This window comes from Pseudomonas sp. TNT2022 ID642, assembly GCF_028656995.1.
Lineage (GTDB): Bacteria > Pseudomonadota > Gammaproteobacteria > Pseudomonadales > Pseudomonadaceae > Aquipseudomonas.
Window position 1 is genome coordinate 377,802 of the sequence record NZ_JAMDGW010000019.1, and the last position, 25,217, is coordinate 403,018.

General features: G+C 60.0%; 25 protein-coding genes. 11 read left to right on the forward strand and 14 right to left on the reverse strand.

The window, feature by feature from the left end; genetic code table 11:
* Window positions 1-42: 42 nt before the first annotated feature.
* Complete coding sequence (locus M5G26_RS19935) at window positions 43-648, forward strand: 5-formyltetrahydrofolate cyclo-ligase (RefSeq protein ID WP_150693677.1); 606 nt, start codon at window positions 43-45, stop codon at window positions 646-648.
* A gap of 36 nt (window positions 649-684) precedes the next feature.
* Here M5G26_RS19935 and M5G26_RS19940 read toward each other — a convergent pair whose 3' ends face one another.
* Window positions 685-840: a hypothetical protein gene (locus M5G26_RS19940; protein WP_007911192.1), complete on the reverse strand. Its 156-nt coding sequence runs from the start codon at window positions 838-840 to the stop codon at window positions 685-687.
* 198 nt (window positions 841-1,038) lie between these two features.
* Here M5G26_RS19940 and M5G26_RS19945 point away from each other — a divergent pair, with 198 nt between their 5' ends.
* A complete protein-coding gene (locus M5G26_RS19945) occupies window positions 1,039-1,491 on the forward strand; it encodes an EVE domain-containing protein (protein ID WP_273916283.1) in 453 nt (150 codons plus the stop codon).
* 139 nt (window positions 1,492-1,630) lie between these two features.
* Here M5G26_RS19945 and M5G26_RS19950 read toward each other — a convergent pair whose 3' ends face one another.
* Entirely contained in the window at window positions 1,631-2,038 is a 408-nt protein-coding gene (locus M5G26_RS19950; protein WP_166674966.1) for a flagellar basal body-associated protein FliL, read from the reverse strand.
* A gap of 150 nt (window positions 2,039-2,188) precedes the next feature.
* On the opposite strand from M5G26_RS19950, the gene M5G26_RS19955 reads away from it, so the two are divergent.
* Entirely contained in the window at window positions 2,189-3,166 is a 978-nt protein-coding gene (locus M5G26_RS19955; RefSeq protein ID WP_273916284.1) for an NADPH:quinone oxidoreductase family protein, read from the forward strand.
* Window positions 3,167-3,219: 53 nt separating this feature from the next.
* Here M5G26_RS19955 and M5G26_RS19960 read toward each other — a convergent pair whose 3' ends face one another.
* Window positions 3,220-3,834 carry an energy transducer TonB gene (locus M5G26_RS19960; protein WP_273916285.1) on the reverse strand — a complete coding sequence of 205 codons (615 nt, stop codon included), beginning with the start codon at window positions 3,832-3,834 and terminating at the stop codon, window positions 3,220-3,222.
* Window positions 3,835-4,022: 188 nt separating this feature from the next.
* Window positions 4,023-4,640 (reverse strand): flagellar basal body-associated protein FliL, encoded by a 618-nt coding sequence (locus M5G26_RS19965; protein WP_273916286.1) that lies wholly within the window; start codon window positions 4,638-4,640, stop codon window positions 4,023-4,025.
* Between the two features lie 224 nt (window positions 4,641-4,864).
* Here M5G26_RS19965 and glpT point away from each other — a divergent pair, with 224 nt between their 5' ends.
* Window positions 4,865-6,214 carry a glycerol-3-phosphate transporter gene (glpT, locus tag M5G26_RS19970; RefSeq protein WP_122596666.1) on the forward strand — a complete coding sequence of 450 codons (1,350 nt, stop codon included), beginning with the start codon at window positions 4,865-4,867 and terminating at the stop codon, window positions 6,212-6,214.
* Here the strand turns inward: glpT and M5G26_RS19975 are convergent.
* The 6 genes from M5G26_RS19975 to M5G26_RS20000 all read right to left on the reverse strand — a co-directional run bounded on the left by M5G26_RS19975 (window position 6,190) and on the right by M5G26_RS20000 (window position 12,397).
* Window positions 6,190-6,858, reverse strand: a complete 669-nt coding sequence (locus M5G26_RS19975) for a gamma-glutamylcyclotransferase (protein ID WP_134176001.1) — start codon at window positions 6,856-6,858, stop codon at window positions 6,190-6,192. The genes glpT and M5G26_RS19975 overlap by 25 nt on opposite strands.
* Before the next feature lie 209 nt (window positions 6,859-7,067).
* Entirely contained in the window at window positions 7,068-8,036 is a 969-nt protein-coding gene (locus tag M5G26_RS19980) for a CDP-6-deoxy-delta-3,4-glucoseen reductase (protein WP_134176000.1), read from the reverse strand.
* Window positions 8,036-9,502 (reverse strand): 4-hydroxy-3-polyprenylbenzoate decarboxylase, encoded by a 1,467-nt coding sequence (gene ubiD / locus M5G26_RS19985; protein ID WP_008081413.1) that lies wholly within the window; start codon window positions 9,500-9,502, stop codon window positions 8,036-8,038. Before ubiD ends, M5G26_RS19980 begins: the two co-directional genes overlap by 1 nt.
* A gap of 226 nt (window positions 9,503-9,728) precedes the next feature.
* The gene (rho, locus tag M5G26_RS19990) at window positions 9,729-10,988 is read right to left on the reverse strand and encodes a transcription termination factor Rho (protein ID WP_003229334.1); all 1,260 of its coding nucleotides are present in this window, start codon (window positions 10,986-10,988) and stop codon (window positions 9,729-9,731) included.
* 251 nt (window positions 10,989-11,239) lie between these two features.
* Window positions 11,240-11,569 carry a thioredoxin TrxA gene (trxA, locus tag M5G26_RS19995; protein WP_003206727.1) on the reverse strand — a complete coding sequence of 110 codons (330 nt, stop codon included), beginning with the start codon at window positions 11,567-11,569 and terminating at the stop codon, window positions 11,240-11,242.
* A gap of 120 nt (window positions 11,570-11,689) precedes the next feature.
* Window positions 11,690-12,397, reverse strand: a complete 708-nt coding sequence (locus M5G26_RS20000; protein ID WP_273916287.1) for a FadR/GntR family transcriptional regulator — start codon at window positions 12,395-12,397, stop codon at window positions 11,690-11,692.
* A gap of 256 nt (window positions 12,398-12,653) precedes the next feature.
* Between M5G26_RS20000 and M5G26_RS20005 the strand changes: the two genes are divergently transcribed.
* The 5 genes from M5G26_RS20005 to ppx all read left to right on the forward strand — a co-directional run bounded on the left by M5G26_RS20005 (window position 12,654) and on the right by ppx (window position 17,223).
* On the forward strand, window positions 12,654-13,439 hold the full coding sequence (locus tag M5G26_RS20005) for a transporter substrate-binding domain-containing protein (RefSeq protein WP_103302521.1): 786 nt from the start codon (window positions 12,654-12,656) through the stop codon (window positions 13,437-13,439).
* Between the two features lie 21 nt (window positions 13,440-13,460).
* Window positions 13,461-14,129, forward strand: a complete 669-nt coding sequence (locus M5G26_RS20010; RefSeq protein WP_007911165.1) for an amino acid ABC transporter permease — start codon at window positions 13,461-13,463, stop codon at window positions 14,127-14,129.
* A complete protein-coding gene (locus M5G26_RS20015) occupies window positions 14,126-14,776 on the forward strand; it encodes an amino acid ABC transporter permease (RefSeq protein WP_064116365.1) in 651 nt (216 codons plus the stop codon). Before M5G26_RS20010 ends, M5G26_RS20015 begins: the two co-directional genes overlap by 4 nt.
* Entirely contained in the window at window positions 14,763-15,500 is a 738-nt protein-coding gene (locus M5G26_RS20020; RefSeq protein ID WP_007911148.1) for an amino acid ABC transporter ATP-binding protein, read from the forward strand. Before M5G26_RS20015 ends, M5G26_RS20020 begins: the two co-directional genes overlap by 14 nt.
* Before the next feature lie 220 nt (window positions 15,501-15,720).
* Window positions 15,721-17,223, forward strand: coding sequence for an exopolyphosphatase (ppx, locus tag M5G26_RS20025; RefSeq protein ID WP_134175998.1), 1,503 nt, complete (start codon window positions 15,721-15,723; stop codon window positions 17,221-17,223).
* Window positions 17,224-17,480: 257 nt separating this feature from the next.
* Here ppx and ppk1 read toward each other — a convergent pair whose 3' ends face one another.
* Together ppk1 and hemB are read right to left on the reverse strand one after the other, a co-directional pair.
* On the reverse strand, window positions 17,481-19,706 hold the full coding sequence (gene ppk1, locus M5G26_RS20030; protein WP_038359078.1) for a polyphosphate kinase 1: 2,226 nt from the start codon (window positions 19,704-19,706) through the stop codon (window positions 17,481-17,483).
* 18 nt (window positions 19,707-19,724) lie between these two features.
* Window positions 19,725-20,738 carry a porphobilinogen synthase gene (gene hemB, locus M5G26_RS20035; protein WP_273916288.1) on the reverse strand — a complete coding sequence of 338 codons (1,014 nt, stop codon included), beginning with the start codon at window positions 20,736-20,738 and terminating at the stop codon, window positions 19,725-19,727.
* A gap of 207 nt (window positions 20,739-20,945) precedes the next feature.
* Here hemB and M5G26_RS20040 point away from each other — a divergent pair, with 207 nt between their 5' ends.
* A complete protein-coding gene (locus M5G26_RS20040) occupies window positions 20,946-21,596 on the forward strand; it encodes a DedA family protein (RefSeq protein WP_134175996.1) in 651 nt (216 codons plus the stop codon).
* A gap of 279 nt (window positions 21,597-21,875) precedes the next feature.
* Window positions 21,876-22,544 (forward strand): isoprenoid biosynthesis glyoxalase ElbB, encoded by a 669-nt coding sequence (gene elbB / locus M5G26_RS20045; RefSeq protein WP_038359087.1) that lies wholly within the window; start codon window positions 21,876-21,878, stop codon window positions 22,542-22,544.
* Between the two features lie 130 nt (window positions 22,545-22,674).
* Here elbB and M5G26_RS20050 read toward each other — a convergent pair whose 3' ends face one another.
* Together M5G26_RS20050 and M5G26_RS20055 are read right to left on the reverse strand one after the other, a co-directional pair.
* Window positions 22,675-23,130 carry a YaiI/YqxD family protein gene (locus M5G26_RS20050; protein WP_007911138.1) on the reverse strand — a complete coding sequence of 152 codons (456 nt, stop codon included), beginning with the start codon at window positions 23,128-23,130 and terminating at the stop codon, window positions 22,675-22,677.
* A gap of 134 nt (window positions 23,131-23,264) precedes the next feature.
* Window positions 23,265-25,163: an FTR1 family protein gene (locus tag M5G26_RS20055; protein ID WP_134175995.1), complete on the reverse strand. Its 1,899-nt coding sequence runs from the start codon at window positions 25,161-25,163 to the stop codon at window positions 23,265-23,267.
* Between the last annotated feature and the right edge of the window lie 54 nt (window positions 25,164-25,217).

Genomic DNA, 25,217 nt, shown 5'->3' on the forward strand with positions numbered 1-25,217 from the left:
TTTATGCGTACGTTTTTGCACCCACCCTGCTGAAGCCGAACCATGACCGAACCCGCGCTGCTGCCCCGCCCGCAACTCCGCCGCCTGCTACGCAAGGCGCGTCGTGCGCTGACCAAGAGCGAACAACGCCAGGCCGCCAAGGGCCTGTACCGGCAACTGGCGCAAGACCCGCACTTTCGCCGGGCCAAACATATCTCTCTGTACCTGCCCACCGACGGTGAAATCGATCCGCGCCTGCTGCTGCGCGAAGCCCAGCGTCGGGGCAAAGCGACTTACCTGCCGGTGCTGAGTGCCTGGCCGCGAACCAAAATGGTTTTCCAGCGCATTCGTCCCGGCGAAAAACTCAAACCCAATCGTTTCCGCATTCTCGAGCCGCGAGCCAATCTGGCGCAGCAGCGCAAGGTCTGGGCGCTGGATCTGGTGTTGTTGCCATTGGTAGGGTTTGACGATGTCGGCGGACGCCTGGGGATGGGCGGCGGCTTTTATGATCGCAGCCTGGCGTATCTGGCTCGACGCAAAAGCTGGCGCAAGCCGACGTTGCTGGGGCTGGCCCATGAATGTCAGAAGGTCGAGCGGTTGGCGCAGGCGAGCTGGGATGTACCGTTACAGGGCACGGTCAGCGACAAGGCGTGGTATTTCGCAGGATAGGACGCCGCGCAGATCAGCGGCGTCGAAAAAGCCGTTTCAGCGCTTGAAGGCTGTCGACTGTTGTACTTGCTGCGCAACTTCGATCGGCGCGTCGGCCTTGTTCGCCCACAGGCTCTGCGCGTAACCGGTGGTCACGACGCCCAGGCCGAACAAAATTACCAAAGTCCATAGTAAATCCGGTTTGCGTTTCATCGATTGCCCCCCTCAAGGCACATCATCACGATGACAGCAGCGGTTTCCGTTTGTAGGCCGTGCAGCAGCGTCAAGCTTTAAAGGCCGGCATTTTGCGACAACGTGAACCTGCGCGCAAACGCTGACGTCAACCGACTGTCGGTTTGTCATAAAATTGCCCGACAACCTGCCCAATGACCGTTTCAGGAGCACAAAACCATGGCCTATTGGCTGATGAAGTCCGAGCCCGACGAGCTTTCAATCAAAGGTCTGGAAAAACTCGGCAAAGCGCGCTGGGACGGGGTTCGCAACTATCAAGCACGCAACTTCCTGCGAGCGATGGCGGTGGGCGATGAGTTCTTTTTCTATCATTCCAGCTGCCCGGAGCCGGGAATTGCCGGAATCGGCAAAATAATCGAAGCGGCGTACCCGGATCCCACCGCACTGGAGCCGGAGAGCCATTACTTTGATCCGAAGGCTACAGCGGAGAAAAATGCCTGGAGCGCGATTGACGTTGAACACGTCGAGACGTTTGCGCGGGTGTTGAAGCTGGATTATCTGAAACAGCAGAGCGCATTGGCGGAGATGCCGTTGGTGCAGAAGGGGTCGCGGTTGTCGGTGATGCCCGTTACGGCGGAGCAATGGGTGGCGGTGATTGCGCTGAAACCCTGATTCATTGGCGCCTGCAAAAATGCAATCGCTGGCAAGCCAGCTCCCACAGGGTTCTGCGGCGATCACATTATTGTGTTTCACCGCAAATACTGTGGGAGCTGGCTTGCCAGCGATGAGGCCGGCCCGGACAACAGAAGATTTATTGAATGATCAGGTTGTTGAACAACAGATCTTCAACCACCGGCTTGCCGGTCTCGTCATTCATCACTTGCTGGGTCTGCTTCAACGCTTCCTGACGCAGCTTCTCTTTACCTTCGATGCTGGCCATCGCATCAGAGGTCTGCTGAGTGAACAGCGCCACCAGTTGATTGCGGATCAGTGGCTCGTTGGCCTTGACCAGTTTGGTCGCCTCTTCGCCCGTCACGCGCAATGCCACATCGGCCTTGTAGACCTTGAGCTTCGGTGTGCCGTCCAGCCCGTAGTTGCCCACGAACGGCGGGCTCAGGGTGATGTAGTTGACCTTCGGCGCCTCGCCTTCTTTGGCTTCTTCGGCCAGCGCTGCCATAGGCAGAGACAGGGCCAGCAACAACATGATCCACGCTTTCACAATTCGCTCCTTATCCGGTTTGCGGCCTAGCATAACGACCCGCCGCGCAAGCACAAGCTTATGGCTGACTATCAGGGCCGGGCATGCTCGTTGACCCGTTGACTGACACACCTACACTTATCGGCCATCACTCCCAAAGGAATAGCCCTGATGAAAGCCGTGCTGTGCAAAGCCTTCGGCCCTGCCGAATCGCTGGTGCTGGAAGACGTCGCCAGCCCTGTCGCGAAGAAGAATGAAATCCTGCTGGACGTGCACGCCGCCGGGGTCAACTTCCCGGACACGCTGATCATCGAGGGCAAGTATCAATTCAAGCCGCCCTTCCCGTTCTCGCCGGGTGGCGAGGCGGCTGGAGTAGTGCGCGAAGTTGGCGAAAAAGTCAGTCACCTCAAGGTTGGTGACCGGGTCATGGCCCTGACCGGTTGGGGCAGCTTCGCCGAGCAGGTCGCGGTGCCGGGCTATAACGTGCTGCCGATTCCGCCGTCGATGGATTTCAATATCGCTGCCGCCTTCAGCATGACCTACGGCACCTCGATGCACGCGCTCAAGCAACGCGCCAACTTGCAACCGGGCGAAACCCTGCTGGTACTCGGTGCTTCCGGCGGGGTCGGCCTGGCTGCAGTCGAAATCGGCAAAGCCATGGGCGCCCGCGTGATCGCTGCCGCCAGCAGTGCCGAGAAACTCGCAGTAGCCAAGGCAGCCGGCGCCGACGAGCTGATCAACTACAGCGAAACCAGCCTCAAAGACGAAATCAAACGCCTCACCGATGGCCAGGGCGCCGATGTGATTTACGACCCGGTCGGCGGTGACCTGTTCGATCAAGCCATCCGCGCCATCGCCTGGAACGGTCGCTTGCTGGTAGTCGGCTTCGCCAGCGGCCGGATCCCCGAACTGCCGGTCAACCTCGCCCTGCTCAAAGGCGCGGCTGTACTGGGTGTGTTTTGGGGGTCTTTTGCCCAGCGTCAGCCACAAGACAACGCGGCGAACTTTCAGCAGTTATTCGGCTGGTTTGCCGAGGGCAAGTTGAAACCGCTGGTGTCGCAGGTCTATCCGCTGAGCAATGCGGCGCAGGCGATCAATGATCTTGGCCAGCGCAAGGCGGTGGGCAAGGTGGTGGTGCAGGTGCGCTAGTAACCTTTCGATAAAGGCCAGAATGTCCGGCTCGGTCATACTGGCTTTTGTTATCAGAGCAACTCACGAATCTCCGTGGGCAACAGGCTTATGAATTTGCGCGTGGGGCTCTCTCGACAAGCCTTGACGATCTTCTCAACCTGCCGATTCATCCTGGCGATCATCGCCAGACGCTGTTCATCCGGAAGCTGGGTTTTATGAAAGACGTTCGACAGATAGGCGCGGGTTTGTGCGAACGCCGCCGAATCGATCCATGAATACTCGGCAATGTTGGCGAGGTTTTCGTTGACCGTTCGGCATCGCAAGACTTTCAGTTGCCGGTTGACGTGAATGGGTTGATCCAGATCGAGCCGAAAGACTATCGGCGCGACGACTTCCTGCTTTTCGGGTTTGTCCTCCTCTACAGCCCAAGGCTTGAAACGCCACTGCACCAGCGCAACTCTGACCGCTTCAGCCAGATCGGGGTGGTCGCTTTTCAGAATGCTGATTTCGCTGACCGAGCCATCCGCCCTGACGATGAAACGAGCCTTAACCTCTCCCGTAATCCCGGCCCTGGACAATGCCAGTGGATAAATTGGTCGGGGGTTGTCTTCGGGAATCAACAGCGCCCCCGCCGCTTGCACGACACCGCCGACCAGCAACAAAAGCAACGCCACAATCCACCGCATGATCCGCTCCCTAAGCACCCGAATGCCGATCCCGGCAACAGCACAAAGGTTACGGAGCTATGACGTTTAACTGAATGGCGCAACTTCTGCTTTGGACGCAGGACGTTTCCCAAGACACAACGGTAAATCGGGCGAACGCACCACGCGAATGCTCAAAGGTAACTTTTCTGACGGACCCTATTACCGTTTCAGCCTGCAATATCGCCTGGCATCAGATGTTCCTGAACCTTCTCGCTTCGCGACTGGATCAACTGCCCCCTGTCGTCGAAGCGCAAAACAATCAGCCAGTCGTAGACATCCACCGGCCATTTTGGCTGACCGATCAAAGCCGGGCCATCGCCGCCGAAAGCGGCAATCAGCTTATTGATGTGGCCGTGATGCCAGGCGATCAGCACGGTTTTCGCCTGATTATTCTTGCGCAGCGAGCTGACCAGTTTGTCGACGTCGTTATTGGCGTAGGGCTGCTCGATCGGCAGTTGCAGGCGCTGGGACAGTGGAATCAGCGTCTGTCGCGGGCGGATGCTTTCCGGGCTGTCGGCGGTAGCGATCAGACGTTGGGGTGTGAGTGTCTGGTCGTCCAACTGCAAAGAGGTGAAATAGTCCGCGTAAGCTGCGGCGCGCTGTTCGCCCCGGGCATTGAGTTCTCGGCCGACATCAGGCTTTTCCGCATGGCGGACGATCAATACGGTGACATTGCGCAGGCCTGGTGCTGGAGAACCTTGGGCGAAGCTCAGTGCCAACACTGAAACAGTCACCGCTGCGACCATCAACAGTCTGGGCAATAGCCTGCGAACTTTCGGGGTCATCGTTTATCTCGAGATATCAGTCGATCTGTAGATCGCGAGTCTAAGTCACAACGTCCCGAGCGCGACAAAAACGCCCCGTTCTTACAGCTGAGCGACAGGTTCGTAAAAGAACATGCGACTTCCAACATTTTCCGCTGTTTGGTCGATGCGAACCGGTGCTATTTTCGGTAACGAAACTGTAACATTCGCATCCGCAGTCAAAACAAGAAATCTGGAGCTCTTGAATGTTTGCTTTCTTTCGTCCTGCCGCACATCAGGCTCCATTGCCTGAAGAAAAAATAGACAGCACGTACCGACGCCTGCGCTGGCAGATCTTCGCCGGTATTTTCTTTGGCTACGCGGGTTATTACCTGCTGCGCAAAAACTTCTCGCTGGCCATGCCGTATCTGATCGACGAGGGTTACAGTCGCGGCGATCTGGGCCTGGCGATGTCGGCGATCGCCATTGCTTATGGTTTGTCGAAATTCCTCATGGGCCTGGTGTCCGACCGCTCCAATCCACGCTACTTCCTGCCGTTCGGCCTGCTGGTGTCGGCCGGGGTGATGTTCATTTTCGGTTTCGCGCCGTGGGCAACGTCCAGCGTGACCATGATGTTCATCCTTCTGTTCATCAACGGTTGGGCCCAGGGCATGGGCTGGCCGCCAAGTGGCCGGACCATGGTGCACTGGTGGTCGCAGAAGGAACGTGGTGGCGTGGTGTCCGTATGGAACGTGGCGCATAACGTCGGCGGCGGTCTGATCGGCCCGCTGTTCCTGCTCGGCATGGGCTTGTTCAACGACTGGCATGCAGCGTTCTACGTACCGGCAGCGGTGGCGCTGGGCGTCGCGGTGTTCGCGTTCATCACCATGCGTGACACCCCGCAATCGGTCGGCCTGCCGCCAATCGAGAAGTACAAGAACGATTACCCGGAAGGCTACGACGCCAGCCACGAAGACGAATTCAGCGCGAAAGAGATCTTCGTCAAATACGTGCTGCGCAACAAAATGCTCTGGTACATCGCCCTGGCCAACGTCTTCGTCTACCTGCTGCGTTACGGCGTGCTGGACTGGGCGCCGACCTACCTGAAAGAAGCCAAGGGTTTCACCGTGGATAAAACCTCGTGGGCTTACTTCTTCTATGAGTGGGCGGGGATTCCGGGCACGCTGCTGTGCGGCTGGATGTCGGACAAGATTTTCCGTGGCAACCGTGGCCTGACCGGCATGGTGTTCATGGCACTGGTGACCGTGGCAACGCTGGTTTACTGGCTGAACCCGGCCGGCAACCCGACCGTCGACATGATCGCGCTGTTCTCGATCGGCTTTCTGATCTACGGTCCGGTCATGCTGATCGGCCTGCAAGCGCTGGAGCTGGCACCGAAGAAAGCCGCCGGCACTGCCGCAGGCTTCACGGGTCTGTTCGGTTATCTGGGTGGCTCGGTCGCGGCCAGTGCGGCGATGGGCTACACCGTGGACCATTTCGGCTGGGACGGTGGTTTTGTGCTGCTGGTGGGCGCTTGCCTGCTGTCGATGGCCTTCCTGGCCCCGACGCTGTGGCACAAGCAAGTCGCCAGTCAGAGCCGTGAAGCAGTCGCTTGATCCGACTGTGATTTACAGCGCTTGAGCCGCGCCTCCAGATTGCGGTCTGGCATGGCGTGGCTGCGCAGGGCGTGTGCGGTCTGCTCGACATAATCGCGAGTGGTGCCGTAACGCCCGCTGGCGCTTTCGAACACCTGGCTCAGCACGTGATCCGGCAAGTTGCCGGCATAGCTGGGCAGGTGTCGCTCCAAAACGAATCCCAACGCCTGCACTTGAGTGCCGTCTTCGAGCCGGCAGTTGAGCCAGTGTGGCCGGTAGGAAGGCACCGGCATCTCGCGTTTCCACAGTGCGTACAGCGCCGCATCGATATTGTCTTCCGGCAAGCGATAGGCGAAGCCGCTGCACGAACCGCCACGATCCAGACCAAATACCAGACCGGGCATTTCCGGCGTACCACGGTGCTCGTGCGACCACAGGTACAAGCCACGATGGTAGCCATGCACGCGCCCCCGTACGCGCTCCACGGCCGAACATTCCGGCCGCCAGATCAGCGAACCATAGGCGAACAGCCACACTGGCCCGCCCTTGTGGCGCGCCATGGTCGATTGCATGGAGGCGAGAAGTTGTTCGTGCGTCAGCTGCGGCCCAAGATCGAGCCGCGGAGGGTAATTCAAATTCAGAAAAGCGTTTTCAATGGCGCTCATGGCGAATAGCGTTCAGCTCCCCGCGGGTAAAGAATTACTTAATAGAACGCACCGCTGTAACAATAAGGCACATATGTTTTAAGGCAATTTGAGTGCCATGGCACAGTTCTTAATTGATTGCCTGAGTGATATATAACCTAGCGGTATTTATGCAATTACATAAATACCGATCGGCTATATAGCGAGTTATAACGGCTCAAGAGCGCGGCTCAAGAGCGCGGCGCGTAGGCGAACACGTCGGCACGCATTTGATGGGCATCCATCCCGGCTTCGACCAAGGCGTCGAGGGTGCCGTAGACCATGGCCGGTGAGCCGCTGGCGTAGACGTGCAGCGGTTTCAGATCGGGAAAATCTTCACAGACCGCCTCGTGCAGCATGCCGCAGCGCCCTTCCCAACCGCATTGATCGCTGACGACTTTGTGCAGGAACAGGTTCGGCAACTTCAGCCATTCGTCCCAGTGTTCGATCTCATAGAAATCTTCTGGGCGGCGCACGCCCCAGTACAGATGCACCGGGTGTTTGAAGCCGTTGGCGCGGCAGTGCTCGATCAGCGCATGAATCTGGCCCATGCCGGTACCGGCGGCGACCAGCACCAGCGGCCCGTCGGGCAGCTCGGCCAAATGGGTATCGCCAAACGGCAGCTCGACGCGCACCATCGAGTTGCGTTGCAGCTGCTCGATCAGGCTCAGTGCACTGGCTTCGCGCGCCAGCACATGGATTTCCAGATCACGCCCGCCGTGCGGTGCCGAAGCCATGGAGAACGCCGACTTTTCGCCATTCTCACGCTCGATCATCAAGTACTGCCCGGCGTGATAACGCGGTGGCTTGCCCGCCGGCGCACGCAGACGCACGCGCCAGGTGTCGCCACCGACGTCACGGCATTCGATGACCTGACATGACAGGCTGCGCACCGGCAGTTCTCCCAGCGCGAGCACGCCATCCCACAGCAGGATGCAGTCTTCCAGCGGCTCGGCTATGCAAGTGTAGAACTCGCCGTGGTCGTGCACCTTGCCGTCCTGGGCGACGCGGCCTTCAACCAGCAGCGCCGCGCACACATGACAATTGCCGTTGCGGCAGCTTTGCGGGCATTCGTAGCCCAGGCGCCGCGCACCATCGAGAATCCGCTCACCGGGCTGTATCTCAAGCACTGCTCCGGAGGGCTGCAGGGTTACACGCATCAATCTATTCCTAACTGATTCCAGATGGCATCGATCCGTTGGGTGACGGCGTCGTCCTTGACGATCACGCGCCCCCACTCGCGAGTGGTTTCGCCTGGCCACTTGTGGGTGGCATCGAGGCCCATTTTCGAACCCAGACCAGAGATCGGCGAGGCGAAGTCGAGGTAGTCGATCGGCGTATTGTCGATCATCACCGTGTCACGCTTGGGGTCCATGCGCGTGGTGATGGCCCAGATCACGTCGTTCCAGTCGCGGGCGTTGATATCGTCGTCGGTGACGATAACGAACTTGGTGTACATGAACTGTCGCAAAAACGACCAGACTCCGAGCATCACGCGCTTGGCATGCCCCGGATACGACTTCTTCATCGTCACGATGGCCATGCGGTACGAACAGCCTTCCGGCGGCAGGTAGAAGTCGGTGATCTCCGGGAACTGCTTCTGCAGGATCGGCACGAACACTTCGTTCAGCGCTACGCCGAGAATCGCCGGCTCATCCGGCGGACGGCCGGTGTAGGTGCTGTGGTAGATCGGTTTGATCCGGTGGGTGATGCGTTCGACGGTGAACACCGGGAAGCTGTCGACTTCGTTGTAGTAACCGGTGTGATCGCCGTACGGGCCTTCATCGGCCATTTCGCCCGGGTGGATCACGCCTTCGAGGATGATTTCGGCGGTGGCCGGCACTTGCAGGTCGTTGCCACGGCACTTGACCAGTTCGGTACGGTTACCGCGCAAGAGACCTGCGAAAGCGTATTCGGAAAGACTGTCCGGCACTGGCGTCACGGCGCCAAGGATGGTCGCCGGATCCGCGCCAAGGGCCACCGACACCGGGAACGGCTGACCCGGATGCTTCTCGCACCACTCACGGAAGTCGAGGGCGCCGCCACGGTGGCTGAGCCAGCGCATGATCACCTTATTGCGGCCGATCACTTGCTGACGGTAGATGCCGAGGTTCTGGCGTTCCTTGTTCGGGCCTTTGGTGACGGTCAGGCCCCAGGTGATCAGCGGGCCGACGTCGCCGGGCCAGCAGGTCTGCACCGGCAGCATGGCCAGATCGACATCGTCGCCTTCGATGACCACTTCCTGGCACACCGCGTCTTTGACGACTTTCGGCGCCATCGAGATGATCTTGCGGAAGATCGGCAGCTTCGACCACGCGTCTTTCAAGCCCTTCGGCGGCTCCGGTTCCTTGAGGAACGCCAGCAGCTTGCCGATTTCGCGCAGCTCACTGACCGACTCGGCGCCCATGCCCATGGCCACCCGCTCAGGGGTGCCAAACAGGTTGCCGAGCACCGGAATGTCATAGCCGGTGGGCTTTTCGAACAACAGCGCCGGGCCCTTGGCCCGCAGCGTGCGGTCGCATACCTCGGTCATTTCCAGCACCGGCGAGACGGGAATCTGGATGCGTTTCAACTCTCCGCGCTGCTCAAGCTGCTGCACGAAATCCCGAAGATCCTTGAATTTCATTGACGATGGCACCCTCAAAATAGGCGTACATCCTACCTGCTCTGACGGGCAAACAGCAGCCCGTCAGCGTCCTTAATCCGTCGATTGCCAAACGGATGCAAAACGCTTCTTGCCCTTATGGATACCTGCCGATCAAACAAGGACACTGCCGCATCAGCAAAATCATGCACCACAAAAGCAAAAAAAAACGCCCCCTTTCGGGAGCGTTCTTTTATACAGCTGCGTATTACTTGCGCTTCATCGACAAGAAGAACTCGTCGTTGGTCTTGGTCGTTTTCAGCTTGTCGACCAGGAACTCGATGGCAGCCACTTCGTCCATCGGGTGCAGCAGCTTGCGCAGGATCCACATACGCTGCAGTTCGTCGTCGGCCGTCAGCAACTCTTCGCGGCGGGTGCCGGAGCGGTTGATGTTGATGGCCGGGAACACACGCTTCTCGGCGATCTTGCGATCCAGAGGCAGTTCCATGTTGCCGGTACCCTTGAACTCTTCGTAGATCACTTCGTCCATCTTCGAGCCGGTTTCAACCAGCGCGGTGGCGATAATGGTCAGCGAGCCGCCTTCTTCGATGTTCCGCGCGGCACCGAAGAAACGCTTTGGCTTCTCCAGAGCGTGGGCATCGACACCACCGGTCAATACCTTGCCGGAGCTCGGGATCACAGTGTTGTAGGCACGGGCCAGACGAGTGATGGAGTCGAGCAGGATCACCACGTCTTTCTTGTGTTCAACAAGGCGCTTGGCCTTCTCGATCACCATTTCAGCCACCTGGACGTGACGGGTCGGCGGCTCGTCGAAGGTCGAGGCAACCACTTCGCCGCGCACGGTGCGCTGCATTTCGGTTACTTCTTCCGGACGTTCGTCGATCAGCAGCACGATCAGGTGAACTTCAGGGTTGTTACGGGCGATGTTCGCTGCAATGTTTTGCAGCATGATCGTTTTACCGGCTTTCGGCGGTGCAACGATCAGACCACGCTGGCCTTTGCCGATCGGGGCGCACAGGTCGATTACACGACCGGTCAAGTCTTCGGTGGAACCGTTACCGGCTTCCATCTTCATGCGCACGGTCGGGAACAGCGGGGTCAGGTTCTCGAAGAGAATCTTGTTTTTCGCGTTCTCAGGACGATCGAAGTTGATCGTATCGACCTTGAGCAGGGCGAAATACCGCTCGCCTTCCTTTGGAGGGCGAATCTTGCCAACGATGGTGTCACCGGTGCGCAAGTTGAAGCGGCGGATCTGGCTTGGCGAGACGTAGATATCGTCGGGGCCGGCCAGGTAGGAAGCGTCAGCGGAGCGCAGGAAGCCGAAGCCGTCCTGGAGAATCTCCAGCACGCCATCACCGGAGATTTCCTCGCCGCTTTTCGCGTGCTTTTTCAGCAGGGAGAAAATCACGTCCTGCTTGCGCGAACGGGCCATATTTTCTATGCCCATCTGTTCGGCCAATTCGAGCAGTTCGGTAATCGGCTTTTGCTTGAGTTCAGTCAGATTCATATAGGAATGACGTAATCATTTATGGAGGGGGGGGAAATTAAGCTTTTGGCTTAATGAGGCCGCGCCGCGGAGAAGGCGACAGGATCGCGAACTAATTCGAAAAGGAGTGCGTCGGCGACGGCTAGCAGGGGGCAATGGAGAAACCAGTGCGGGGCCGAATGTACCACCTGAGTTTCGGAGCGTCTAGCCCTGAATACGCAAAAAGCCCCGCTATTTTGCGGGGCTTTTTTTCAGGCACTTTACAGCGACGCTTAGATGTTGGCGTCGAGGAAAGCAGCCAGTTGCGACTTCGACAGGGCGCCGACTTTGGTCGCTTCAACGTTGCCGTTCTTGAACAGCATCAGCGTCGGGATACCACGCACGCCGTGCTTGGCCGGGGTTTCCTGGTTTTCGTCGATGTTCAGTTTGGCAACGGTCAGCTTGCCTTTGTAAGTCTCGGCAATCTCGTCCAGAACCGGAGCGATCATTTTGCAAGGACCGCACCATTCAGCCCAGTAATCGACCAGGACAGCGCCTTCGGCCTTGAGTACGTCGGCTTCGAAGCTAGCGTCGCTAACGTGTTTGATAAGATCGCTGCTCATGGAATTCTCCAGGTTGTAAGCAAAAAAACGTGGCCCATCATAGCCGCCCTTCCCCTGTTCAGGAAGCCGCAGTTGATTGAGTCTTGCTATGACACTCGATGAGTTTGGGTATAGCTCAAGTCACGCCGTGGCGGGGGCGATGAAGGCAATTCCGGTGCGCAGGGCGGCGTTGCGCACGTGTTCCTGCATGGCTTTTTGCGCCGCAGCGGACGCCCGGCGTGCGAGGGCACGAAGAATCTTGCGATGTTCCTGCCAGGTTTCCATGGCGCGTTCGGCGCGGATGAACGGTAATTTCTGACTCTCAAGGAAGATCTCAGCGCTGGCGGTGAGGATGCTCAACATCGCCTGATTGCCGCTGGCCAGCAGGATTCGCCGATGAAACTCGAAGTCCAGTTTCGCCGCCGCTTCGAAGTCGCCGGCCTTCAATTGATCACGCATGGCCGCAACGTTGTCTTCCAGCGCATCCAGATCGAACGTGCTTAACGTCACCGCCGCCAGCCCGGCGGCAAACCCTTCCAGCGCATAGCGCAATTGAAAGATATCCAGCGGTGAGGCCTGCGCCGCGAACGCCCAACCGGGCGTGCTTTCGCCGGACGACAACGCCACCGGCGACTGCACAAACACGCCTTTGCCCGGCTGAATACTGACCACACCCAACGCGCTCAGCGACGACAACGCCTCACGCAACGACGCCCGACTCACGCCCAACTGCAGCGCCAGGTCCCGCTGCGAAGGCAAAGCATCACCCGCACCGAAGCCCTGTTCGGTAATCAGTTTGCGGATCGCTTGCAGCGCCACTTCGGGTACCGCACGGGAAATCGAGTTCATGGTTTTTCAGACGCGCCAGGCCAATGTGCGGCTAGTTGTAAAGCTATTCGTCGAGTCCGGCAAGTCGTGCCCCAGCGGGGTTCGGTGAACCACGCCGGTGCGCCATGGCAGTGCGAAAAACAACCTGACTGTTCAGACCAGTAAGACCGAACAAACCCGCTAAAACCATGGCCTGCCGGGATGAAAACCGCGTATTGGCACGGCGCATGCTCTGTCCGATCGCAGAAATCATTTCCCGCCGATCCGGAGATTGTCCATGACCAAGCGTTACAGCGCCCTCCTCGCAGCCCTGTTTTCCTCTCTGTTGCTCAGCCAGGCTCCCGCTCACGCCGACGGTCTGGACGACGTGGTCAAACGCGGCACGCTGAAAGTCGCCGTGCCCCAGGACTTCCCGCCGTTCGGCTCGGTCGGCCCGGACATGAAACCGCGTGGCCTGGATATCGACACGGCGAAACTGCTGGCCGACCAGCTCAAGGTCAAACTCGAGCTGACCCCGGTCAACAGCACCAACCGCATTCCTTTCCTGACCACCGGCAAGGTCGATCTGGTGATTTCCAGCCTCGGCAAAAACCCCGAGCGCGAGAAAGTCATCGACTTCTCCCGCGCCTACGCACCTTTCTATCTCGCCGTGTTCGGCCCGCCAGACGCCGCCATTGCTAACCTGGACGACCTCAAGGGCAAAACCATCAGTGTCACTCGTGGCGCCATCGAAGACATCGAGTTGACCAAAGTCGCCCCAGAAGGCGTGACCATCAAGCGCTTCGAGGACAACAACTCGACCATCGCCGCCTACCTCGCCGGCCAGGTCGACCTGATCGCCAGCGGCAACGTGGTCATGGTCGCGATCAGCGAGAAGAACCCGAAACGCGTGCCGGCGTTGAAAGTGAAGCTCAAGGATTCGCCGGTCTACGTCGGCGTGAACAAGAACGAAGCGGCGCTGCTGGCCAAGGTCAACGACATCCTGACCACCGCCAAGGCTGACGGCGCGCTGGAGAAAAACTCGCAGACCTGGCTGAAAGAGCCGCTGCCGGCCGATCTCTGATCGACTGCGCGGGAGACCTTCATGGCTTATCAGTTCGATTTCATGCCGGTGGTGGAAAACACCGACCTGTTGCTGCGCGGGGCGCTGTTCACCCTTGAGCTGACGGCCATCGGCGCGTTGCTCGGGGTCGGCGTCGGGATTGTCGGGGCGCTGGTGCGGGCGTGGAACATTCGCCCGTTCTCGGCAATCTTCGGTGTCTACGTCGAGTTGATCCGCAACACGCCGTTTCTGGTGCAGTTGTTCTTTATCTTCTTCGGGCTGCCGTCGCTGGGCGTGCAGATTTCCGAGTGGCAGGCAGCGGTGTTGGCGATGGTGATCAACCTCGGCGCCTATTCGACCGAGATTATTCGTGCCGGCATTCAGGCGATCCCGCGCGGGCAGTTGGAAGCCGCCGCAGCGTTGGCGATGACGCGTTTCGAGGCGTTCCGCCATGTGGTGCTGTTGCCGGCGCTGGGCAAGGTCTGGCCGGCGCTGAGCAGCCAGATCATCATCGTCATGCTCGGCTCGGCGGTGTGTTCGCAGATCGCCACCGAGGAGCTGAGCTTCGCCGCCAACTTCATTCAGTCGCGCAACTTCCGCGCCTTTGAAACCTACGCGCTGACCACGCTGATCTACCTGTGCATGGCGCTGCTGATCCGCCAGTTGCTGAACTGGATCGGCCGGCGCTACATCAGCAGGAGCCGCGCATGAGCGATTTCACCTTCTGGGACATCCTGCGCAACCTGCTCGTCGGCCTGCAATGGACGCTCGCGTTGTCGCTGGTGGCGTTTATCGGCGGCGGCCTCGTCGGGCTGCTGATCCTGATCATGCGCATCTCGAAAAACACGCTGTCGAGCAGCATCGCCCGCACCTGGATCGAGCTGTTCCAGGGCACGCCGCTGTTGATGCAGCTGTTTCTGGTGTTCTTCGGCGTAGCCTTGGCCGGGATCGAAATCTCGCCGTGGATGGCCGCAGCGATTGCGCTGACCTTGTTTACCAGTGCCTATCTGGCAGAGATCTGGCGCGGCTGCGTCGAGTCGATCGCCCATGGCCAGTGGGAAGCCTCGGCGAGTCTGGCGCTCAATCCACTGGAACAGCTGCGCTACGTGATCCTGCCGCAGGCACTGCGCATCGCCGTAGCGCCGACCGTGGGTTTCTCGGTGCAAGTGGTCAAGGGCACCGCCGTGACCTCGATCATTGGCTTCACCGAGCTGACCAAGACCGGCGGCATGCTCGCCAACGCCACATTCGAACCGTTCATGGTCTACGGCCTCGTCGCCCTCGGCTACTTCCTGCTCTGCTACCCCTTGTCCCTCAGTGCGCGCTACCTGGAAAGGAGACTGCATGCCTCTGCTTAGAATTTCCGCCCTGCATAAATACTACGGCGATCACCACGTACTCAAAGGCATCGACCTCAGCGTCGAGGAAGGCCAGGTGGTGGCGATCATCGGCCGCAGCGGCTCGGGCAAATCCACCCTGCTGCGCACGCTTAATGGTCTGGAGTCGATCAACGACGGCGTGATCGAAGTCGACGGCGAATACCTCGACGCTGCCCGCGCTGATTTGCGCAGCTTGCGGCAGAAGGTCGGCATGGTGTTTCAGCAGTTCAACCTGTTCCCGCACCTGACCGTGGGCGAAAACGTCATGCTCGCGCCGCAAGTGGTGCAGAAAGTGCCAAAAGCCAAGGCAGCGGAACTGGCGCGCGAGATGCTCGAACGGGTTGGTCTCGGGGAAAAATTCGATGCCTTCCCGGATCGCTTGTCCGGCGGCCAGCAACAGCGCGTGGCGATTGCCCGGGCGCTGGCGATGTCGCCGAAGGTTTTGCTCTGCGACGAGATCACCTCGGCGCTCGATCCGGAACTGGTCAATGAAGTGCTCAGCGTGGTGCGCCAGTTGGCCAAGGAAGGCATGACGCTGATCATGGTCACCCACGAAATGCGCTTTGCCCGCGAGGTCGGCGACAAACTGGTGTTCATGCACCATGGCAAGGTGCATGAGGTGGGGGATCCGAAGGTGTTGTTTGCCAACCCGCAGACGGCGGAGTTGGCGAACTTCATTGGCACGGTAGAAGCGACAGCCTGAATCTGCCTCATCCTGATCGTTCCCACGCTCCGCGTGGGAATACAGCCAGGGACGCTCCGCGTCCCAAAAGCGGACGCAGAGCGTCCGGTGAGGCATTCCCACGCAGAGCGTGGGAACGATCAGGTTCGGGGTGCGCGCTCCGGCGGTTTGAACCGTGCGCGTTGGCGCCAGCGTTTGATCGTGGCACGATGTCGAGGTTATCGACCGAGACCCCCTGACCATGCCGCAATCCCAAGCCAAGAATCTGTCCCTGATCGCCGCAATCGACCTGGGCTCGAACAGCTTTCACATGGTCGTGGCCAAGGCCCAGAACGGTGAGATCCGTATTCTCGAACGCCTCGGGGAGAAGGTTCAGCTCGCCGCCGGCATCGACGATGAGCGCCATCTCAACGAAGAATCGATGCAGCGTGGCCTCGATTGCCTCAAGCGCTTTGCCCAACTGATCAACGGTATGCCGCTCGGCGCCGTGCGCATCGTCGGCACCAACGCCCTGCGTGAAGCGCGCAACCGCCTCGAATTCATCCACCGCGCCGAAGAAATCCTCGGCCACCCGGTGGAAGTGATTTCCGGCCGTGAAGAAGCGCGTCTGATCTATCTGGGCGTGTCGCACACCCTCGCCGACACCCCGGGCAAACGTCTGGTCGCCGACATCGGCGGCGGCAGTACCGAGTTCATCATCGGCCAGCGTTTCGAGCCGCTGCTGCGCGAAAGCCTGCAGATGGGCTGCGTCAGCTTCACCCAGCGCTATTTCAAGGACGGCAAGATCACCCCGGCCCGCTACGCCCAGGCGTACACGGCGGCGCGACTGGAGATCATGAGCATCGAACATGCCCTGCATCGGCTGACCTGGGATGAAGCCATCGGTTCCTCGGGCACCATCCGCGCCATCGGCCTGGCCCTGAAGGCTGGCGGTCATGGCACCGGCGAGGTGAATGCCGAAGGTCTGGCCTGGCTCAAGCGTCGCCTGTTCAAGCTCGGTGACGTCGACAAGATCGATTTTGAAGGCATCAAGCCGGATCGCCGGACTATTTTCCCGGCAGGTCTGGCGATTCTCGAAGCGATTTTCGACGCCCTCGAACTGCAACGCATGGATCACTGTGACGGCGCCCTGCGTGAGGGCGTGCTCTACGACCTGCTCGGTCGCCATCATCATGAAGACGTGCGCGAACGCACCCTGACCTCGCTGATGGAGCGCTACCACGTCGATCTGGAGCAGGCCGCGCGGGTTGAACGCAAAGCCTTGCACGCATTCGATCAAGTGGCGGCGGACTGGGAACTGGATGACGGCATCTGGCGCGAACTCCTCGGTTGGGCAGCGAAAGTGCACGAAGTCGGCCTCGACATCGCGCACTATCACTACCACAAACACGGCGCCTACCTGATAGAGCACTCGGACCTCGCCGGGTTCTCCCGTGAAGACCAACAGATGCTCGCGCTATTGGTGCGCGGCCACCGCCGCAACATTCCCAAGGACAAGTTTGCCGATTTCGGTGACGACGGCGACAAGCTGATTCGCCTGTGCGTATTGCTGCGCTTTGCGATCCTGTTCCACCATATTCGTGGCACCCAGGCGATGCCGCAGGTGGTGCTGCACGCCAAGGGCAACACCCTGGATGTGGAATTCCCGGAGAACTGGCTGGATGAGAATCAGCTGACTCAGGCAGATTTCGGGCTTGAGGCGGATTGGCTGACGCGGGTGGGGATTGTGCTTACGGTCCACTGAGCCTCGATTGGGCATAAAAAAGGCGATCCTTCTGGATCGCCTTTTTTATTGGGTGTTCGGCTGGGATTTAGTGGTGTGCGTGAGATCGATGCCCCTCACCCCAGCCCTCTCCCGAGGGAGAGGGAGCCGATCTCCGTTGGCTTCGAAGCCTGAGTTCGACTCGGTATTGCAAGTCGGCGTAACCCTGACATTCACCTCGGTCAGTCCCCTCTCCCTCTGGGAGAGGGTTAGGGTGAGGGGCTTTTGACTTTCAGCTCTCAGCTGCTCACCGGCAAGATCGGGCTACCCAAGCGCTCCAGCAACGTCGCCTGCGCACTCCTCGGGTTCTGGTTGCCGGTCGGCGTGTTGCGGATGTAACGGCCATCCGACTGCAAGCTCCAGCTATGAGTGTTGTCAGTCAAATACAACTCCAGCTCTTTCTTCACCCGGGTCAGCAGCTTCTTGCCTTCCACCGGGAAGCAAGTCTCGACACGCTTGTCGAGGTTGCGCTCCATCCAGTCGGCGCTGGAGAGGAACATCTGCTCGTCGCCGCCATTGAGGAAGTAGAACACCCGCGTGTGCTCGAGGAAGCGACCAATGATCGAGCGCACATGAATGTTGTGCGAAACCCCGGCAATCCCCGGACGCAGACAGCACATGCCGCGCACCACCAGGTCGATACGCACACCGGACTGGCTGGCCTTGTACAGCGCGCGAATGATCTTCGGATCGGTCAGCGAGTTGAACTTGGCAATGATGTGCGCCGGCTTGCCTTCAACAGCGAACTGGGTCTCGCGGGCAATCATGTCGAGCATGCCCTTCTTCAGGGTAAACGGCGCATGCAGCAGTTTCTTCATGCGCAGGGTTTTACCCATACCGATCAGTTGGCTGAACAGTTTGCCGACGTCTTCGCACAAAGCGTCGTCGGAGGTCAGCAGGCTGTAGTCGGTGTACAGCTTGGCGTTGCCGGCGTGGTAGTTACCGGTGCCGAGGTGCGCGTAACGGACGATCTCGCCGGCCTCGCGACGCAGGATCAGCATCATCTTGGCGTGGGTCTTGAAGCCGACCACGCCGTAGATCACCACCGCACCGGCCGCTTGCAGACGGCTGGCCAGTTGCAGGTTGGACTCTTCGTCGAACCGCGCACGCAGTTCGATGACCGCCGTCACTTCCTTGCCGTTACGCGCGGCATCCACCAGCGCATCGACGATTTCGGAGTTGGCGCCGGAACGGTACAGGGTCTGACGCACAGCGAGAACGTGCGGGTCTTTCGCCGCCTGACGCAGCAGGTCGACCACCGGGGTGAACGACTCGAACGGGTGCAGCAAGAGGATGTCCTGCTTGCTGACCACGCTGAAGATGTTTTCACTGTTCTGCAGCAGTTTCGGGATCTGCGGGGTGAACGGCGTGTATTGCAGCTCCGGATGGCTGTCGAGCCCGGTGATACTGAACAGCCGCGTCAGGTTGACCGGGCCGTTGACCTGATACAGCTCGCTCTCGCTCAGGTTGAACTGCTTGAGCAGGTAATCCGAGAGGTGTTTCGGGCAAGTGTCAGCGACTTCCAGACGCACCGCATCACCGTAACGACGCGAGAACAACTCGCCACGCAGGGCGCGGGCCAGGTCTTCTACATCTTCGGAGTCGAGCGCCAGGTCGGCGTTTCGGGTCAGACGGAACTGGTAGCAGCCTTTTACCTTCATGCCCTGGAACAGGTCATCGGCGTGAGCGTGGATCATCGACGACAGGAACACATAGTTGTCGCCGGGGCCGCCGACTTCTTCCGGCACCTTGATGATCCGTGGCAGCAGGCGCGGCGCCGGGATGATCGCCAGACCGGAGTCGCGACCAAAGGCGTCGATGCCTTCCAGCTCGACGATGAAGTTCAGGCTCTTGTTCACCAGCAACGGGAACGGGTGCGTCGGATCGAGGCCGATCGGGGTGATGATCGGTGCGATCTCGTCGCGGAAATAGCGGCGCACCCAGGTTTTGATCTTGACCGTCCAGTGGCGGCGACGGATGAAGCGCACCTGATGCTTTTCCAGCTCCGGCAACAGAATGTCGTTGAGGATCGCGTACTGACGGTCAACGTGACCATGGACCAGCTCGCTGATCCGCGCCAGCGCCTGATGCGGTTGCAAGCCATCAGCTCCGGCCTGCTCACGGGCAAAGGTGATCTGCTTCTTCAGACCGGCGACGCGGATTTCAAAGAATTCATCGAGGTTGCTGGAGAAGATCAGCAGGAACTTCAAGCGTTCCAGCAACGGATAGGACTCGTCCAGCGCCTGTTCCAGCACGCGGATGTTGAATTGCAGTTGCGAAAGCTCACGGTGGATGTACAGGCTGCTGTCATCCAGGCCCGGTATGGCAATCACTGGCGCCGCCGCGACAGGTTCGGCGACTGGCGCGGGTGGCGCAGGCTCCAGTTCCGGCGGGGTCTCGGTGATTTGCTCGACCACCGGTTGAGCTTCTTTTACTGCAACTTCCGTGAGTCCTTCGGTATTCATTGAATGTTCCTGGGAGGGCTATTTCTGCTCTCGTAACAATTGAGCGGCGCGGACAGCAAAGTAAGTCAGGATGCCATCAGCGCCGGCACGTTTAAAGGCGGTCAGTGATTCGAGAATCACCGCCTCGCTCAACCAGCCATTCTGGATCGCCGCCATGTGCATGGCGTATTCGCCGCTGACCTGATAGACGAAGGTCGGCACTTTGAAGGCATCTTTTACCCGGAAAAGAATGTCCAGGTAGGGCATGCCCGGTTTGACCATGACCATGTCCGCGCCTTCAGACAAGTCCGCTCCGACTTCGTGCAGCGCTTCGTCGCTGTTGGCCGGGTCCATCTGATAGGAGGCCTTGTTGGCCTTGCCAAGGTTCGACGCCGAACCGACCGCATCGCGGAACGGACCGTAATAGGCGCTGGCGTACTTGGCCGAGTAGGCCATGATCCGTACGTTGACGTAACCGGCGACTTCCAGCGCTTCGCGAATCGCCTGAATGCGACCATCCATCATGTCTGACGGCGCAACGACTTGCGCGCCGGCTTCGGCATGGGACAAGGCCTGGCGGACCAGTGCGTCGACGGTAACGTCGTTCTGCACGTAGCCTTCTTCGTCGAGGATGCCGTCCTGACCGTGGGTGGTGAACGGATCGAGCGCGACGTCGGTGATCACCCCCAGCTCCGGAAAACGTTCACGCAGGGCGCGGGTGGCGCGCTGAGCGATGCCTTCGGGGTTCCAGGCTTCGGCGGCGTCGAGGGATTTAAGTTCAGAAGGGGTGACCGGGAACAGCGCCAGCGCCGGAATCCCCAGCTCGACCCACTTCGCCGCTTCTTCCAGCAGCAAGTCGATAGTCAGCCGCTCTACCCCGGGCATCGAAGCCACGGCTTCACGGCGGTTTTCACCGTCAAGCACGAACACCGGCAGGATCAGGTCATCGACCGTCAGCACATTTTCCCGCACCAGCCGACGCGAAAAATCATCACGACGGTTGCGACGCAGGCGAGTGGCAGGGAACAGACGATTGGCAGGGGTAAAGCTCACGGCGGACTCCTGAGCCCGCGCAAACGGGCGAGCGTGACAGTTATAGACGGCCATTATGACGAACAGATGACAGTTATGTGTGCCCCGTGACATGTAGCCGCATTCCATTGTCAGTGTAGGAATTGTTCACGTCGAGACACATTTGGACACTTTCATGAATGTGTCCGAAGGGTTAGGCTGCGCGTTCATTTCGCCAGCACCCAGACAATGCTCCAACAATTTCTGCATGACTTTGGCTACTTTGCCTTGTTTCTCGGCACGTTCTTCGAAGGCGAAACCATTCTGGTGCTCGCGGGCTTCCTCGCGTTCCGTGGATACATGGACATCAACCTGGTGGTGGTCGTGGCGTTTTTCGGCAGCTATGCCGGCGATCAGCTGTGGTACTTCCTGGGACGCAAGCACGGGCGCAAATTGCTTGCGCGTAAACCGCGCTGGCAGTTGATGGGCGACCGCGCGCTGGAGCACATTCGCAAGCATCCGGACATCTGGGTGTTGAGCTTCCGTTTCGTTTACGGTCTGCGCACGGTGATGCCGGTGGCGATCGGTCTGTCGGGCTATCCGCCGGGACGTTATCTGCTGCTCAACGGCATCGGTGCAGCGATCTGGGCCACGGCGCTGGCCGCTGCGGCTTACCACTTCGGCGCGGTGCTGGAAGGCATGCTCGGCAGCATCAAGAAATACGAGCTGTGGGTACTCGGTGCGCTGCTGATTCTTGGCGTCGGCCTGTGGCTGCGCCGCCGCTTCAAGAATGCGCGGCTGGCCAAACAGGTCTACGCCGACGAGCAAGCCGCGAAAGCTGCACTGCTGAATCAAGCCGAAGTGGCCAAACCTGCCGAACCGAAGACGCCAGCCGAGTAACTCGCTGGCGACTGGCGTACAGCCCTGCGCACAGCGTGGGCTGGCCGCCTCTCTCAGTCATTTGCCCCCTCTGCGCTAGCGGACTCCCGTTCGCCAGCGGCGTTCTCACGCCAAAAATCTCCCGCTCGTTACGCAGCAGGCAACCGCAAATAATGAACACCCCGCCGTTGTTGCGATCCATGTAGAAAGCGTTCCATGCAGGTGCCGCCACCACTTGAGCCTATGGCAACGCGCGACAATTTAGTGGACATTTAGCGCCATGAATCTGGAGAGAAACCCATGAGCAAAAAAGTTGCAGTGATCCTGTCCGGCAGTGGCGTGTACGACGGCGCCGAGATCCATGAAAGCGTCATCACCCTGCTGCGCCTCGACCAACGTGGCGCGCAGGTGCAGTGCTTCGCCCCGAACATCGCGCAATTGCACGTGATCAACCACCTGACCGGCGAAGAAATGCCCGAGTCGCGCAACGTCCTGGTGGAATCGGCGCGGATTGCCCGCGGCAACATCAAGGACATCCGCGAGGCCGACGTCGACGACTTCGACGCGCTGATCGTGCCGGGTGGGTTTGGTGCGGCGAAGAACCTTTCGAACTTTGCTGTTGAAGGCGCTGGCTGCAGCGTGCAGCCGGAAGTGCTGGCGCTGGCCGAGGCGTTTGCCGAAGCGGGCAAACCGGTGGGCCTGATGTGTATTTCCCCGGCACTGGCGGCGAAGATCTATGGCCCGGGCGTGACCTGCACTATCGGCAATGATGCCGACACGGCCACAGCGATGAACAAGATGGGCGCCACTCACGAAGACTGTGCGGTGACGGAGATTATCGAAGACAAGGCGCGCAAACTGGTGACGACCCCGGCTTACATGCTGGCGCAGAACATCAGTGAGGCGGCTTCGGGGATCAACAAGCTCGTGGATCGCGTCCTCGAACTGACCCACGAAAACGACGCCTGATCCCCATCTGCGTACAAAACCAAAGGTGGGAGCGAGCCTGCTCGCGAAGGCGGTGTGTCATTCAACTCTATGTTGTCTGATACAACGCATTCGCGAGCAGGCTCGCTCCCACAGAGGATTTGTGTAGGGCTTAAGGTTTGCGCGTCAGTCGGGTGAGGATCCGGTCCAGCGCATTGGCAAACGCCTGTTTCTCGCGATCGCCGAACGGCGCAGGTCCGCCGCTCATCTGGCCTTGTTCGCGCAGATCGGTGAACAGGTTGCGCACAGCCAGCCGCTCGCCCATGTTCTGCGCATCGAACTCCTTGCCGCGCGGATCCAGCGCCGCGACGCCCTTCTTCACCAAACGATCGGCCAATGGAATATCGCTGCAAATCACCAGCTCACCCGGTACCGCGTGCTCGACCAGATAATCGTCTGCCGCATCCGGGCCGCTCGGCACCACGATCAGTTTGACGATGGCCAGCCCCGGCTTGATCTGCGGCTGCCCGGCCACCAGCACCACTTCAAACTGACGCTTGAGGGCGAACTTCACCACCAGATCCTTCGCCGCCCGTGGGCAGGCGTCGGCATCGATCCACACACGCATTTTCTTTACCTCTAAAAGCAAAAGATCGCAGCCTTCGGCAACTCCTGCAGAGTGCGCGTCGCGCCGCAATATTGCGACATGCTACGCCCCTGTAGGAGCTGCCGAAGGCTGCGATCTTTTAAGGGAGCACTCAATCAAGCAGCCGAAACCCGCCGTTTTTCCGCCATCCAACTACGCCCATACAACACAGCAATCGCCAGAATCGCCACCGCCTGCGCCGTCAGCGAATAGGCATCGGCATGAATCCCCAGCCAATCGAATTCAAAGAACGCCACCGGCCGCGTGCCGAAGATCCCGGCTTCCTGCAACGCCTTCACGCCATGCCCGGCAAATACCACCGACAACGCGCAGAGCAGCGCCGCGTTGATGCTGAAGAACAGCGTCAGCGGCAGTTTCGCCGAACCGCGCAGAATCACCCACGCCAGACCGACCAGCAGCACCAGCGCCGTGGCGCCACCCGCGAGCACCGCGTCATGCCCGGCCGGGCCGGCTTGCAGCCACAGGGTTTCGTAAAACAGGATCACTTCGAACAACTCGCGATACACCGAGAAGAACGCCAGAATCGCGAAGCCGAAACGCCCGCCGCCGCCAACCAGACTGCTCTTGATGTAATCCTGCCAGGCCGCAGCGTGACGACGGTCGTGCATCCATACACCGAGCCACAAGACCATGACGCTGGCAAACAGCGCCGTGGCCCCTTCGAGCAGTTCACGCTGCGAGCCGCTAACGTCGATCACATACGCCGCCAGCGCCCAGGTGCCGAGGCCGGCCAGCAGCGCCAGACCCCAACCGACGTTGACGCTGCGCACCGCCGATTGCTGGCCGGTGTTACGCAGGAAGGCGAGGATCGCCGCCAGCACCAGAATCGCTTCCAGCCCTTCGCGCAGCAGAATCAACAGACCGGAGATGTAGCTCAGCGACCAGCTCAAGCCATCACTGCCGAGCAACCCGGCGGACTCTTTCAACTTCGCCTTGGCCGCGTCCAGACGCTGCTCGGCCTGCTCGACCGGCAAACCGTCCTGCAACGATTGCCGATAAGCCATCAGGGATTTTTCGGTGTCCTTGCGCACATTGGCGTCGACGTTATCCAGCGAGCTCTCGACCAGCTCGAAGCCCTCCAGATAGGCCGCTACCGACAGGTCGTAAGCCTGATCGTGCTCTCCGGCGCGATACGCGGCCAGACTCTTGTCCAGCGTTGCGGCGGTGTAGTCGAGCAACTGCGCCGGGCCACGCTTGACCTGCGGCGGCTGCGCGCGTTGTGCACGGAAGGTCGCTGCGGCTTGCGGGCCATCGGCGGCCTGCACTTCGGCCGGGGTCTGGCGCGCCAGATCGGCGATGTTATAGGTCTTCTCGGCTTTGGCCGCCGCCGGATCGGCGCTGAAGCCGGCGATGTAAGTCGCCAGATCCCAACGCTGGCGATCGTCAAGCTGATCGGCAAACGCCGGCATATCGGTGCCTTCGACGCCTTGGCCGAGGGTGTTGTAGATCGCGTACAGGCTCAGGTGATCCAACCGCGCCGCATCACGCAGATTGGCCGGTGCCGGGGTCATGCCGAGTCCCGCCGGGCCGTCACCGGCGCCGCTGTCACCGTGGCACACCGAGCAATTCTGCGCATAGAGCGGTGCGCCGCGAGTCGGATCCGGAGTGATGATCGGTGCCTGGCTGACTTCATACGCCACCGCCAGTTGCGCGCCCAGTTGCCGCGCCTGACGGGCCACTTCGGCGCCGTCCTGCTTCGCGGTGATCGCTGCCTTCAATGCGCTGACACCTTGCTCCAGCGCAGCTTTTTCAGATTTGGCCGGCATGCCGGCGATCAAGCCTTGCAGCGCCCGCGTGAACTCCAGTTGCTCGCGGTATTCGGAGTCATCGACAACCTTGCCCGCCGCTACCGTCGGCGGGTAATCCGCACTGATGTAATCGAGCAGGTGCAGCGCTTGCGGCGCGCCTTCCACGGTATCGGCCAGCAGATTGAAGCTGCTCAGGGCAAACAACGGGAACACCAGCCAGGCCAGAATTCGGGACGAGGCAGTCATGAACGGATCTCAAATGGAAATGCGAAGTTACATATTGTTCACTTCGCGGACTTT

Excerpts from the sequence above, each read along its gene's own strand:
- M5G26_RS19935 (WP_150693677.1), top strand. The coding sequence starts at position 43 with ATGACCGAACCCGCGCTGCTGCCCCGCCCGCAACTCCGCCGCCTGCTA.
- M5G26_RS19940 (WP_007911192.1), bottom strand. The coding sequence starts at position 840 with ATGAAACGCAAACCGGATTTACTATGGACTTTGGTAATTTTGTTCGGC.
- M5G26_RS19945 (WP_273916283.1), top strand. The coding sequence starts at position 1,039 with ATGGCCTATTGGCTGATGAAGTCCGAGCCCGACGAGCTTTCAATCAAA.
- M5G26_RS19955 (WP_273916284.1), top strand. The coding sequence starts at position 2,189 with ATGAAAGCCGTGCTGTGCAAAGCCTTCGGCCCTGCCGAATCGCTGGTG.
- M5G26_RS19960 (WP_273916285.1), bottom strand. The coding sequence starts at position 3,834 with ATGCGGTGGATTGTGGCGTTGCTTTTGTTGCTGGTCGGCGGTGTCGTG.
- M5G26_RS19965 (WP_273916286.1), bottom strand. The coding sequence starts at position 4,640 with ATGACCCCGAAAGTTCGCAGGCTATTGCCCAGACTGTTGATGGTCGCA.
- glpT (WP_122596666.1), top strand. The coding sequence starts at position 4,865 with ATGTTTGCTTTCTTTCGTCCTGCCGCACATCAGGCTCCATTGCCTGAA.
- M5G26_RS19975 (WP_134176001.1), bottom strand. The coding sequence starts at position 6,858 with ATGAGCGCCATTGAAAACGCTTTTCTGAATTTGAATTACCCTCCGCGG.
- M5G26_RS19980 (WP_134176000.1), bottom strand. The coding sequence starts at position 8,036 with ATGCGTGTAACCCTGCAGCCCTCCGGAGCAGTGCTTGAGATACAGCCC.
- ubiD (WP_008081413.1), bottom strand. The coding sequence starts at position 9,502 with ATGAAATTCAAGGATCTTCGGGATTTCGTGCAGCAGCTTGAGCAGCGC.
- rho (WP_003229334.1), bottom strand. The coding sequence starts at position 10,988 with ATGAATCTGACTGAACTCAAGCAAAAGCCGATTACCGAACTGCTCGAA.
- trxA (WP_003206727.1), bottom strand. The coding sequence starts at position 11,569 with ATGAGCAGCGATCTTATCAAACACGTTAGCGACGCTAGCTTCGAAGCC.
- M5G26_RS20000 (WP_273916287.1), bottom strand. The coding sequence starts at position 12,397 with ATGAACTCGATTTCCCGTGCGGTACCCGAAGTGGCGCTGCAAGCGATC.
- M5G26_RS20005 (WP_103302521.1), top strand. The coding sequence starts at position 12,654 with ATGACCAAGCGTTACAGCGCCCTCCTCGCAGCCCTGTTTTCCTCTCTG.
- M5G26_RS20010 (WP_007911165.1), top strand. The coding sequence starts at position 13,461 with ATGGCTTATCAGTTCGATTTCATGCCGGTGGTGGAAAACACCGACCTG.
- M5G26_RS20015 (WP_064116365.1), top strand. The coding sequence starts at position 14,126 with ATGAGCGATTTCACCTTCTGGGACATCCTGCGCAACCTGCTCGTCGGC.
- M5G26_RS20020 (WP_007911148.1), top strand. The coding sequence starts at position 14,763 with ATGCCTCTGCTTAGAATTTCCGCCCTGCATAAATACTACGGCGATCAC.
- ppx (WP_134175998.1), top strand. The coding sequence starts at position 15,721 with ATGCCGCAATCCCAAGCCAAGAATCTGTCCCTGATCGCCGCAATCGAC.
- ppk1 (WP_038359078.1), bottom strand. The coding sequence starts at position 19,706 with ATGAATACCGAAGGACTCACGGAAGTTGCAGTAAAAGAAGCTCAACCG.
- M5G26_RS20040 (WP_134175996.1), top strand. The coding sequence starts at position 20,946 with ATGCTCCAACAATTTCTGCATGACTTTGGCTACTTTGCCTTGTTTCTC.
- elbB (WP_038359087.1), top strand. The coding sequence starts at position 21,876 with ATGAGCAAAAAAGTTGCAGTGATCCTGTCCGGCAGTGGCGTGTACGAC.
- M5G26_RS20050 (WP_007911138.1), bottom strand. The coding sequence starts at position 23,130 with ATGCGTGTGTGGATCGATGCCGACGCCTGCCCACGGGCGGCGAAGGAT.
- M5G26_RS20055 (WP_134175995.1), bottom strand. The coding sequence starts at position 25,163 with ATGACTGCCTCGTCCCGAATTCTGGCCTGGCTGGTGTTCCCGTTGTTT.